General features: G+C 76.0%; 12 protein-coding genes. 6 read left to right on the forward strand and 6 right to left on the reverse strand.

Translation table 11 applies throughout. From position 1 onward, the window contains the following. The first annotated feature begins 101 nt into the window (after positions 1-101). Entirely contained in the window at positions 102-512 is a 411-nt protein-coding gene (gene trxA / locus IAG43_RS01340) for a thioredoxin (protein ID WP_187738906.1), read from the forward strand. A 146-nt stretch (positions 513-658) separates the two neighbouring features. Here the strand turns inward: trxA and IAG43_RS01345 are convergent, their stop codons facing one another. The 3 genes from IAG43_RS01345 to IAG43_RS01355 all read right to left on the reverse strand — a co-directional run bounded on the left by IAG43_RS01345 (position 659) and on the right by IAG43_RS01355 (position 3436). Next, positions 659-1843: a thiolase family protein gene (locus IAG43_RS01345; protein ID WP_187738907.1), complete on the reverse strand. Its 1185-nt coding sequence runs from the start codon at positions 1841-1843 to the stop codon at positions 659-661. A 224-nt stretch (positions 1844-2067) separates the two neighbouring features. Continuing rightward, a complete protein-coding gene (locus IAG43_RS01350) occupies positions 2068-2337 on the reverse strand; it encodes a hypothetical protein (protein ID WP_187738908.1) in 270 nt (89 codons plus the stop codon). A gap of 76 nt (positions 2338-2413) precedes the next feature. Continuing rightward, positions 2414-3436 (reverse strand): LacI family DNA-binding transcriptional regulator, encoded by a 1023-nt coding sequence (locus IAG43_RS01355; RefSeq protein WP_187738909.1) that lies wholly within the window; start codon positions 3434-3436, stop codon positions 2414-2416. 209 nt (positions 3437-3645) lie between these two features. Here IAG43_RS01355 and IAG43_RS01360 point away from each other — a divergent pair, with 209 nt between their 5' ends. After that, positions 3646-4119, forward strand: a complete 474-nt coding sequence (locus IAG43_RS01360; protein WP_187738910.1) for a type II toxin-antitoxin system PemK/MazF family toxin — start codon at positions 3646-3648, stop codon at positions 4117-4119. 107 nt (positions 4120-4226) lie between these two features. Here the strand turns inward: IAG43_RS01360 and IAG43_RS01365 are convergent, their stop codons facing one another. Then, on the reverse strand, positions 4227-5066 hold the full coding sequence (locus tag IAG43_RS01365; protein WP_187738911.1) for a TIGR02452 family protein: 840 nt from the start codon (positions 5064-5066) through the stop codon (positions 4227-4229). 138 nt (positions 5067-5204) lie between these two features. On the opposite strand from IAG43_RS01365, the gene egtA reads away from it, so the two are divergent. Genes egtA through egtD form a run of 4 tightly spaced genes read left to right on the forward strand, consistent with a single transcriptional unit; the run spans position 5205 to position 9575 of the window. Beyond that, on the forward strand, positions 5205-6479 hold the full coding sequence (gene egtA, locus IAG43_RS01370) for an ergothioneine biosynthesis glutamate--cysteine ligase EgtA (RefSeq protein WP_187738912.1): 1275 nt from the start codon (positions 5205-5207) through the stop codon (positions 6477-6479). Further along, a complete protein-coding gene (gene egtB, locus IAG43_RS01375) occupies positions 6476-7861 on the forward strand; it encodes an ergothioneine biosynthesis protein EgtB (protein WP_187738913.1) in 1386 nt (461 codons plus the stop codon). Before egtA ends, egtB begins: the two co-directional genes overlap by 4 nt. Further along, entirely contained in the window at positions 7861-8616 is a 756-nt protein-coding gene (gene egtC, locus IAG43_RS01380) for an ergothioneine biosynthesis protein EgtC (RefSeq protein ID WP_187738914.1), read from the forward strand. The genes egtB and egtC overlap by 1 nt, the downstream gene beginning before the upstream one ends. After that, positions 8613-9575 (forward strand): L-histidine N(alpha)-methyltransferase, encoded by a 963-nt coding sequence (egtD, locus tag IAG43_RS01385; protein ID WP_187738915.1) that lies wholly within the window; start codon positions 8613-8615, stop codon positions 9573-9575. The genes egtC and egtD overlap by 4 nt, the downstream gene beginning before the upstream one ends. On the opposite strand, the gene IAG43_RS01390 is transcribed toward egtD, so the two are convergent. Then, entirely contained in the window at positions 9470-10387 is a 918-nt protein-coding gene (locus IAG43_RS01390) for a lysophospholipid acyltransferase family protein (protein WP_187744243.1), read from the reverse strand. The genes egtD and IAG43_RS01390 overlap by 106 nt on opposite strands. 86 nt (positions 10388-10473) lie before the next feature. Next, complete coding sequence (locus tag IAG43_RS01395; protein WP_187738916.1) at positions 10474-11301, reverse strand: GNAT family N-acetyltransferase; 828 nt, start codon at positions 11299-11301, stop codon at positions 10474-10476. Positions 11302-11509 lie beyond the last annotated feature (208 nt).

Below are 11509 nucleotides of genomic sequence, written 5' to 3' on the forward strand. Positions count from 1 at the left end.
GGTGTGCGTCATGGCCACATGGGCAGGGGCAGGAATACCAGCGTCCCGGGCACCGTTGTGCGGGGCGACTCCACCGGACGTCAGCGAGAGGTAGACAGGCCATGAGCACGCTTGAGCTCACCAAGGAAAACTTCGATCAGGTCGTGACGGACAACGACTTCATCCTGATCGACTTCTGGGCGTCCTGGTGTGGCCCCTGCAAGCAGTTCGCGCCTGTCTTCGAGGGCGCGTCCGAGCGGCACCAGGACCTCGTCTTCGCGAAGGTCGACACCGAGGCCCAGCAGGAGCTCGCGGCGGCCTTCGAGATCCGTTCCATCCCGACGCTGATGATCGTCCGCGACAACGTGGCCGTCTTCGCCCAGCCCGGGGCGCTGCCGGAGGCGGCGCTGGAGGACGTGATCGGGCAGGCCCGCGCGCTGGACATGGACGAGGTGCGCCGGTCGATCGAGAAGGCGCAGCAGGACGCCCCGGCCGGCGGACAGCAGGAGGGCGGCGGCGCGGCCACCGCCTGAGGGCGCCGCCCTCCTCCACCCGGCGGCCGGAGCGCCTTCAGTGGCGCTCCGGCCGCCGGCGTGTGTCCCGGCCGCGGAGGGGCGTGCCCGGCCGCCGGTGTCCGTCCCGGGCCCGGCCGCCGGTGTGCCGGAAGGCGGAGGGCGGGTCAGCGTTCGAGGACGAGCGCGAGGCCCTGGCCGACGCCGATGCACAGGGCGGCGAGGCCCGTGCCCGAGCCCGCGGCGGCGAGCTGGTGGGCGACGCTGCCCGCCAGCCGGGCGCCCGAGGCGCCGAGGGGATGGCCGATGGCGATGGCTCCGCCGCGCGGGTTGACGACGGCGGGGTCCAGTTCGGGCCACTCGGCGAGGCAGCCGAGCGACTGTGCGGCGAAGGCCTCGTTGAGTTCGAACGTCGTCAGGTCGGCGAACGACCGTCCGGCTCTGGCCAGCGCCTTCGTGACGGCCTCGACCGGCCCCAGTCCGAAGAGCTGCGGCTCGATCCCGGTGACGGCCGAGGCGCGGACGCGGGCGAGCGGTTCGCGGCCGGTGGCCCGAAGCCCCTCGTCGTCCACGAGGAGCAGGGCGGCGGCTCCGTCGTTGAGGGGTGAGGCGTTGCCCGCGGTCACGGTTCCCTGCGGCCGGAACGAGGGCTTCAGCTTGGCGAGCGCCTCCATCGACGTGCTGTCGCGGATGCACTCGTCCCGTGCCAGGTCCACGTCGGGCAGGGGCACGACCTCGCCGTCGTAGAGTCCCCGGGCCCAGGCGTCGGCGGCCTTGCGGTGGCTGGCGAGGGCGAAGGCGTCCTGCGCCTCGCGGCCGATGCCGTGCTTGTCGGCGACGAGTTCGGCGCCCTCGCCGAGCTGCACGGTCCACTCGGCGGGCATCCGCGGGTTGGTCATGCGCCAGCCGAGCGTGGTCGAGTGGAGCTGCTGGTGGCCGGCCGGAAAGGCGCGTTCGGGCTTCTGCATCACCCACGGGGCGCGGGACATGGACTCGACGCCGCCGGCCACGGCCACCGAGGCGTCGCCGAGCGCGATGGCGCGGGCGGCCTGCACGACCGCTTCCAGCCCGGAACCGCAGAGCCGGTTCACCGTGACGCCCGGGACGCTCACCGGCAGGCCGGCGAGGAGCACGGCCATCCGGGCGACGTCGCGGTTGTCCTCGCCGGCGCCGTTGGCGTCGCCGAAGACGACGTCGTCGATGCGGGACGGGTCGAGGTCCGGGGTGCGGTCGACGAGCGAGCGCAGGACGTGGGCCGCGAGGTCGTCCGGGCGGACGGAGGAGAGGGCGCCCCCGAACTTCCCGATCGGGGTGCGGACGGCGTCGACGATGTAGACGTCGCGGATGCTCATCGAATTCTCTCCCGGCGGCCGGGACCAGTGTTCGCCTGGTGAACAATGGTCCACAAATCGAGTCGCCAGAGTGTGGGCCCGGGGCGCCGGGTTGTCAACGCTCCGCCGTGCGCGGCGCCGGGGCCCGGCCGGTGTGCCGCAGGGCGCGAACGGGCTGCCCGGGCCCGGCCACCCGGTCCCCCTGGGAGCGGGACGTCAGGACGCGGGCCGCCGCGCGTGAGCGGTCAGAGCCGGTCGGCGTCCACGACCCGGACGGTGAGGCCGTAGTCCAGCTCCGCGCCGTCCACCAGCAGCGCCTCGACGGCGCGTGTCACCGGGTCGATGTCGGCCTCCACGCCGTCGCCGACGTAGCGGGGGTACCCGGACGCGCCCCGGCGGCCGGTCGCGTCGACGACGGCCGAGCGGATCGCGGTGTCGGCCGCGGCGACCGGGTCGTCGCCTTCGACGTGCTCGGGGAGGACAAGGATGCCGAAACGCTCCGGTTCGTTGCTCATGGGGCGACGGTAGACATCCGCCCGGTCGGCCGCATGTCGTCGGCCGCACGTCGTCGCCCACCGGGCGGCTGGCGCGTCAGCTGGACTCCCGGTGGACGGCCCGGGCCGCCATCAGGTCGTGGTGCTCCGGCTCCGCGGCCGGTTCCCGGACGACGCGGTCGACGAGCTCGGCGAGCCGGCGCCCGCTGACGGTGTCGACACGGACGGTGCTCAGCCGGGGCCGCAGCAGCCTGCCGAGCAGCAGGTCGCCGGCGCCGACCACGGCCGTCTCCCGGGGCACGTCGACGCCCTCGTCCTGGAGCGCGCGCATCAGCAGCATCGCGTAGGCGTCGTCGAAGGCGAACACGGCGTCGAGGCCCGTCGCACGCCAGCGGGCGGCGAGGGCGGCGGCCGACTCCTCCTCGTACGCCATCGGCAGGGGCACTGTCCGCGCCCCGCTGCCCTCGGCCGCTGCGCGTGCCCCTTCCAGGCGCAGCTCGGCGCAGAGCTTCGGGCCCGGTTCGCGGGGGACGACCACGCCGATGGCGCGCCGGCCGCGGTGGATCAGGTGCCCGACCGCCGCGGCGCCGATCCGGCGCTCGTCCAGGGCGAGGAAGTGCGCGCCCCGGGTCGGGTGAGGCCCGAGGGTGACGACGGCGCGCGCGCCCGACCGCCTCAGGAGGCTCACCCCGTAGGCGGAGGGCTGGGTGGCGCCGGGGCAGACGACGGCGACCGGCCGCAGTTCGGCCCACGCGCGGGCGGCCTCGTCGCCGTCGAGGCCGACGCCGCCGTACTCGACGACGGTGTACTCGAGGCGGCGCAGCTCGCTCTGGAACTCGTCGTAGAACCGCACGGGCAGCGGGCCGCCCGGCAGCCGCGCGGAGGGCATGACCACGGTCCGGGTGTGCCCTGCCCGCAGGCTGCGGGCGGCCGCGTGGGGGACGTAGCCCAGTTCCTCGGCGGCGGCGCGGACCCGCAGACGGGTCGGTTCGCTGATGCGCACGGCGGCGGTGTTGTTGAGGACGTACGAGACGGTGGCACGGGAAACTCCGGCCAGCCGGGCGACGTCGGCACTGGTCGGGGCGGAGCGGCCCACGGGTTGTCGGGGTGTCTGGCTCATCGCCCTCGGCATCCTTCCAGAGAGCGCGTTCATCGGGATGGGGGGATGGCCGGAAATGCCCGGCGTGCGGCCGTGTCGTTCGTCGGCCGCAGGAAGCGGTTGTCGCCCCGCCCGGCCCGGCGGCGACCGGGACGCGCCGGACGCGGATCGTCGGCGCGTCGTGCCGGGATGGCTGGATCCGGCAGATCGCGCGGTTCTACGGTGGGCCGATGTCGATCTCTCCCCGCCCGTCGCAGGACCCTCCGGGCGACCCCGGTCCCGTGCCCGGCCGCGACGGCCCGTTCGCCACCACCGAGGCCGATCCGGCGGGCGTGGGGCCCGTGCGCACCTCGTACGCGCCGGACCGGGACGGGGACCCCGATCCGGGCGAGATCGTCTGGACGTGGGTGCCGTACGAGGAGGACGACGGGCGCGGCAAGGACCGGCCGGTCCTCGTGGTGGCCCGCGAGGCGGCGGGGACGCTGCTCGCCGTGCAGCTGTCGAGCCGGGCGCACGACGGCGACCGCGAGTGGGTGGCCATCGGCACCGGCCCGTGGGACGGCGCGGGGCGCGAGTCCTGGGTGGATCTGGACCGGGTGCTGCGGGTCCATGAGCGGGGCATGCGGCGCGAGGCGTCCGCGCTGGACCGCCCGCGCTTCGACCGGGTGGTGGGGCGCCTGCGGGAACGTCACGGCTGGTCCTGACCCGCACCCTGCCCGTCCGTGGCCCGCGCGCGCCCTCGCCGCCGGCCGCGGTCGGCTCTCCGGTCGCCCGCCCCGGGCCCGCGCGGGCGGCCGCCCGCCGGTCCCCTTCAGCGCGCCGGGCCCGGCAGTCCCGTGAGGACACGGCGGAACGCGCCGAGCGTCGCCGCTCCGGCCGAGCGGTCCAGCACCGCGAAGACGACCTCGTCGAAGTGGCCGCCGAACCTGCCTTCCGGCCCCAGCAGGCCCCGGAAGGCGCCGGCCACGCCGGCGGGGTCGTTGCGGAAGACGCCGCACCCCCAGGCGCCGAGGACGAGCCGGCGGTATCCGCGGGCCACCGCGGTCTCCAGCACGCGTTCCGCACGGGCGGCGAGCACCGCGGGCACCCGGTGCGCCTGTTCGGGCAGGTTCCGGGCGACGACCCCCGCGTTCGGTGCGGGCGAGGTGAGGAATCCCGCCAGGAACGGCTCCTCCAGCAGGGTGCCGCGGTCGTCGCGGAAGACGGGCACGCCCGGGGAGGAGATGACCCGGTCGGAGTAGAACGGGCTGCGGTCGCGGCGGTGGTGCTCGTAGTAGGCCGGGGCGCGCAGCAGGGTGGCGTGGAGGGCGGAGGCCCGGCAGAGCGCCTCCTCCTGGGCCTGCGCCCCGTTCAGGAAGCCGCCGCCCGGGTTCCTGGCGGAGGCGAAGTTCAGCACGGCGACGGGCTCGGGGGCCGCGGACGTCAGGCGGCGCGCGGCCGCGGTGCTCGACTCGCCGGTCACCTCGAAGGCCGTGGCGCGGCCGGTGTCCGGGACGGCCCGGACCGGCTCCGGTCCGTACAGCTCGGTGCCCTTCAGGGCGGCGGCGACCGCCTCCCCCAGATCGACCCGGCGGCCGCCGGGCAGCCGGTAGCCGCCCGCCGCCACGATCTCCCGGGTCTGCCTCGCGATCTCCCGCAGACGTGCGCTCATCTGCCACATGGTGGGTGACCAGGCACGACACGATCAAGCGTGTTTCCGCTCCTCAGGGGCAGTCTTGTGCGAAGAGGCGGCAGTGGCCTTAGGTTGACAGAGTCCCTTCGCGGGATCCTTCGAGTGGAGGAGTCGCACATGCGTCCGCCAGATACCGACGGCTTCGGGCCCGGGTTGTCCGAGGACGACGCCGAGGACCTGCTCCGATGTATCTGCTTCAAGACCGGTCCGCCCCGTGTGGTGGGCGTCGAGGTCGAATGGCTGGTCCACGACCTCGAAAGGCCCGCCGTCCCGGTGGACGCCGAGCGTCTGCGCTCGGCCCACGACGAGGTGCGCGCCCTCTCGCTCACCTCGGCCCTGACCTTCGAACCGGGCGGCCAGCTGGAACTCAGCTCCGCGCCCGCCGCGTCCCTGACGGAGTGCGTCGACTCCACCGCCGCCGATCTGCGCGCCGTGCGCACCGCGCTCCGCGCCTCGGGTCTGGCCCTCGCCGGTTACGGTCTCGATCCCTGGCAGTCCCCGCGCCGGCTGCTCCGCGAGCCGCGCTACGACGCGATGGAGCGGCATCTGGACCGCACCGGCCCCGCCGGGCGCACCATGATGTGCTCGTCGGCCTCCGTCCAGGTGTCGCTGGACGCGGGCGAGGAGGAACCGGGCCCCCTCGGCCACGCGCGGCGCTGGCAGCTCGCCCATCTGCTGGGCGCGGTGCTGCTGGCCGCGTTCGCCAACTCCCCGGCGCGCGGCGGCCGTCCCACCGGCTGGAAGTCGGCCCGGCAGGCGGTGTGGGCGGCCATCGACCCCGTGCGGGCGCTGGCGCCCGAGCCGGGGGCCGAGCCGCGCTCCGCCTGGGCGGCGCACGCGCTCGACGCGCCGGTGATGTGCGTGCGCCGGGCCGAGGGCCCGTGGGACAGCCCGGCGGGGCTGACGTTCCGCCAGTGGCTGCGGTCGGGGACGCCCCGGCGTCCGACGAGGGAGGATCTCGACTACCACCTGACCACGCTGTTCCCCCCGGTCCGGCCCCGCGGTCACCTGGAGCTGCGCATGCTGGACGCGCAGCCGGGCGACGACGGCTGGATGGTGCCGACCGCCGTCACCGCGGCGCTGTTCGACGATTCCGAGGCGGCGGAGCGGGTGTACCGGGCGGTCAAGCCGCTGGCGGAGTACGCCGGTGCCCTGCCGGCGCCGGTCAGTCCGCTGTGGGTGGCGGCCGCCCGTGTCGGGCTCGCCGACCCGGCGATCCACACGGCGGCGGTCACCGCCTTCGACGCCGCGCTCGACGCCCTGGGGCGCATCGGCGTCCGTGCCGAACTGGTCGCGGCCGTCGCCGCGTTCCACGAGCGGTACGTGCTGCCCGGCCGTTCCCCGGCCGACGACCTCGTCCTTTCGCCCGCGGCCAAGGAGCCTGTCACATGAGCGAGAACCAGCCGGCCGGCACCGCCGGGCCCTCGCGGGCCCCGTCGCCTGCCGTGTCCCCGCCCGGGGAGGCCGATCCGCGCATCCGTGCCCTCGACGCCCTGGTCGCGGCGCGCGGGCGCACCGCGCTGCTCACCGAGTGCGTCGACGAGGGCGAGCTGACCGCCCAGCACTCGCCGCTGATGTCCCCCCTGGTGTGGGATCTGGCGCACATCGGCAACCAGGAGGAGCAGTGGCTGCTGCGCACCGTCGGCGGCCGGCAGGCGCTCAGGCCCGACATCGACTCGGTCTACGACGCCTTCGAGCACCCGCGCGCCAGCCGGCCGTCGCTCCCGCTGCTCGCGCCGGCGGAAGCCCGGTCGTACGCGGCGGACGTCCGCGGCCGGGTGCTGGAGGTCCTGGAGCGGACCGCGCTGGAGGGCACACCGCTCGTGGACGCGGCGTTCGCCTTCGGCATGATCGCGCAGCACGAACAGCAGCACGACGAGACGATGCTGATCACGCACCAGCTGCGGCGGGGGCCCGCCGCCCTCACCGCGCCCGAGCCGCCGGACCGTCCGCCGGGCGCGCTGCCCGCCGAAGTGCTGGTCCCCGGCGGCCCGTTCACGATGGGCACCTCGACGGAACCGTGGGCGCTGGACAACGAGCGGCCCGCGCACCGGCGGGACGTCCCCGCGTTCTGGATCGACACCACCCCGGTGACCTGCGGCGCCTTCGCGGCCTTCATCGACGACGGCGGCTACGGCGAGCGCCGGTGGTGGGCCGACGAGGGCTGGGACCAGATCCGCCGGCACGGCATCGGGGCGCCGCTGTTCTGGCGGCGGGAGGGCGGCGCCTGGCTGCGTCGGCGCTTCGGCGTCACCGAGGAGGTGCCCGCCGACGAGCCGGTGCTGCACGTCAGCTGGTACGAGGCCGACGCGTACGCCCGCTGGGCGGGCAGGCGGCTGCCGACGGAGGCCGAGTGGGAGAAGGCGGCGCGCCACGACCCGGAGTCCGGGCGGTCCCGGCGGTACCCCTGGGGCGACGCCGACCCCGGCCCGGACCAGGCCAACCTGGGGCAGCGGCATCTGCGGCCCGCGCGTGCCGGGAGCTATCCCGCGGGCGAGTCGCCGCTCGGGGTGCGGCAGCTGATCGGTGACGTGTGGGAGTGGACGGCGAGCGACTTCCTGCCGTACCCCGGCTTCGTGGCCTTCCCCTACCGGGAGTACTCGGAGGTTTTCTTCGGGCCCGCGCACAAGGTGCTGCGCGGCGGTGCGTTCGGGGTCGACCAGGTCGCCTGCCGGGGCACGTTCCGCAACTGGGACCTGCCGGTCCGCCGGCAGATCTTCTCCGGCTTCCGCACCGCGCGGGACGCCCGCGTCCGGCAGGACGGGGCCGCCTGATGTGCCGGCACCTCGCGGCGATCGGACCGCCCGCGGCCCTGGGCGACCTGCTGGTCGCCCCCGAGCACGCCCTGTTCCGGCAGTCGTGGGCCCCGCGGCGGCAGCGGTACGGCACGGTGAACGCGGACGGGTTCGGCGTCGGCTGGTACGCGGACGACGACCCGGTGCCCGCCCGCTACCGGCGGGCGGGGCCCGTGTGGGGGGACCTGTCCTTCGCCGACCTGGCACGCGTCGTGCGCAGCCAGGCGGTGCTCGCCGCGGTGCGGGACGCGACCCGGGCGGGCGCGGACGGGGAGGCGGCCGCCGCCCCGTTCGCCTCGGGACCGTGGCTCTTCTCCCACAACGGCGCGGTGGCCGGCTGGCCGGACTCGATGGCCGCTCCGGCCGGTGCGCTCCCGGCGGCCGCGCTGCTGTCGATGGAGGCACGGACCGACTCGGCGCTCGTGTGGGCGCTGGTGCTCCACCGGCTGCGGGCCGGCGACGGCCTGGGCCAGGCCCTGGCGGACACCGTGCGCGACACGGCGGCGGCCGCCCCCGGCTCCCGGCTGAACCTCCTCCTCACCGACGGCCGTGCGATCGCGGCGACCGCGTGGGGCGACACCCTCTGGTATCTCACGGGCTCCGGCGGCCGCACGGTGGTCGCATCGGAGCCGTACGACGACGATCCGCGCTGGCAGGAGGTGCCGGACCGCACGCTGCTCACGGCGACGCGGACCGACCTGCTGCTGACCGAGCTCAAGGAGCCCACCCAGTGAGCCCGTTCCTGCTGACCCGCACCCTGCCCGAGGACGCGACCGGCGCCGATCTGCGCGCCGACGTGCTGAACGGGCTGACCCGCACCCCCAAGGTGCTGCCGCCGAAGTGGTTCTACGACGCCCGCGGCAGCGAGCTGTTCGAGGAGATCACCCGGCTGCCCGAGTACTACCCGACCCGGGCGGAGCGGGAGATCCTGGCCGCCCGCGCCGGGGAGATCGCCGCCGCCACCGGCGCCCGCACCCTGGTGGAGCTGGGCTCGGGGTCGTCGGAGAAGACCCGCTTCCTGCTGGACGCCCTGACGGCGCTGCACACCTATGTGCCCGTCGACGTCAGCGAGAGCGCGCTGACCGGGGCGGCCGAGGCGCTGCTCGCCGAGCGGCCCGGGCTCGACGTCCACGCGCTGATCGCGGACTTCACCCGCGGACTCGCGCTGCCGGGGACGCCGGGGCCGCGGCTGGTGGCGTTCCTGGGCGGCACGATCGGCAATCTGCTGCCCGCCGAGCGTGCGCTGTTCCTGCGGTCGGTGCGCGACCTGCTGGAGCCCGGTGACGCGCTGCTGCTCGGCACCGACCTGGTGAAGGACGAGCAGGTGCTGGTCCGCGCCTACGACGACGCCGCGGGGGTGACGGCGCAGTTCAACAAGAACGTGCTGTCGGTGCTCGCGCGGGAGCTGGGCGCGGACGTGGACCCGGCCGACTTCGACCACGTGGCCGTCTGGGACCACGAGCACGAGTGGATCGAGATGCGGCTGCGGGCCCGGTCGGCGGTGACCGTGAAGATCCGTGAGCTGGACCTGGTGGTGCCGTTCGCGGCGGGCGAGGAGATGCGTACGGAGGTGTCCGCCAAGTTCCGTCAGGAGGGTGTGCGCGACGAACTCGCGGCGGCCGGACTGGAGCTGTCGCACTGGTGGACGGACACGGAGGGGCGGTTCGCGCTCAGTCTCGCGACCGCGAGCTGAGCGGAGCGCGCGAGGGCGCGGCGGTCGGTCCGGGAACCGGGGACGAGCGGCGGCAGCAGCCGTATCTCCGCGGTCAGCCGGGCGGCCGTCGCCACCCGCCACAGCGACGCCGCCAGCGGGTCGTCGCCGACGAACGCGGCCGCCCCGGTGGGCCCGTAGGACAGCCGTACGGGCCGCACCGCGGCGCCCGCGTCCAGCGCCGCCTGGAACGCCGCCGGGCGGAACCGTCCCCCCTCGCCGCGGCCGCACCAGGTGGAGCCCTCGGGGAAGACGACGACGCGGGAGCCGCCCCGCAGCGCGGAGCCCATCGCGGCGACGGCGGCGGGCAGCGCGCGCAGCCGGTCGCGTTCGAGGAACAGGGTGCCGCCCCGGGCGGCGACCGCGCCCAGCACCGGCCAGCGGCGGAGCTCGCTCTTGGCGAGCATGCGGCCCGGCAGGACGGATGCGATCAGCGGGATGTCGAGCCAGGACACGTGGTTGGCGACGACCAGCTCCCCCGGCCGTGGCGGCCCGTGCCGCGCGGCGCTCCCCGGCGGGGTGCCGACGACGGACACCCGGACGCCGAACGCCCTGAGCACCGCCCGGGCCCAGTGCCGCGTCAGCCGGTGGCGCAGCCGGACGCCGAGGAGGGCCGCGGCCGGGGCGAGCAGGATCCCGGCGGTGACGACCGCGGAGCCGGCGGTGAGCCGCAGGACGGCCCGCGCGGCCCCGGCGGCGGGCCCGGCGCCCGCGGCGCACCCCTCGGGGGTGCACGGCGCCGTGGGCAGCCAGACGCTCGCCGCGCCGGGGCCGGGGAGCCGCGGGGTCCTGATCCGCGCGCCGGGCGGGTCAGCTGTCACGCCGGGGCCGGGGCCGGGAGGCCGTGGGTCCCCCGTCCGCGCGCAGGGCCGGACGGCCGTCACGCCGGGGCCAGGGACAGGAAGTGGCGCAGGTAGCGGGGGTCGGTGCGGCGCAGCGACAGCAGGACGTAGAGGTCGGCGACGTCGAAGTCGGGGTCGTGGGCGGGTGCTCCGCAGACCCAGGCGCCGAGCCGGAGGTAGCCGCGCAGCAGGGGCGGCAGTTCGGTGCGTGCCGCGGGCGGGACGGCCGCCGGCGCGTTCCAGAGCCGGTGCGGGGTCACCCAGAACTCCTCGGGTGCCAGGTGGCGGCTGCGCACGGTGTGCCAGGCCGCCGCGGCCCGGGCGCCTCCGTCGGCGAGGGGCAGCGAGCAGCAGCCGGCGAGCCAGTTGTGGCCGGTGCGGGTCATGTAGCGGGCGAGCCCAGCCCAGATCAGCGCGATGACGGCCCCGTTGCGGTGCAGCGGGTGGACGCAGGAGCGTCCCACCTCGACGAGGTCGTGGCGGACGGGGTCGAGCCGGCTGAGGTCGAACTCGCTCTCCGCGTAGAGGCGTCCGGCGATCCGGGCGCGGTCGGGCGGCAGGATGCGGTAGGTGCCGACGACCTCTCCGGTGGCGGCCTCGCGGACCAGGAGGTGGTCGCAGTAGGCGTCGAAGGCGTCGCCGTCCAGGCCCGGTTCGGGGCCGTCGAGCAGGGCGCCCATCTCACCGGCGAAGACCTGGTGCCGCAGCCGCTGCGCGGCGCGCACGTCCTCCTGGTCGCGGGCGAGGCGGACGACGTAGCGGGGGTCGCCGCCCGGACCGGCCTGCCGGGGGGCGGCGGTGTGCGGGGCCGCGGGCGGGGCGGGGCGGGTGACCGGGACGGGCGCGGCGAGCGGGGTTGCGGACATGACGGTCTCCTGTGCCGGACGAAGGGGGCGGACCGCGGGTGCGGCGGCCCGGCCCTTCGTTTCTTCCGTGACAGGCTGGATTCGACATGACCGCCCGGCGGAGGGCGGATGTGGGAACGCTGAATCCCGGACGTGCGCGGCCCCGGTGCCGAGGGACGGCCGGGGCGCGGGGGGCCAGGGCGTGTTGCGAAAGTGGCTCCGTCCGCCC

The organism is Streptomyces genisteinicus, from assembly GCF_014489615.1.
GTDB lineage: Bacteria > Actinomycetota > Actinomycetes > Streptomycetales > Streptomycetaceae > Streptomyces > Streptomyces genisteinicus.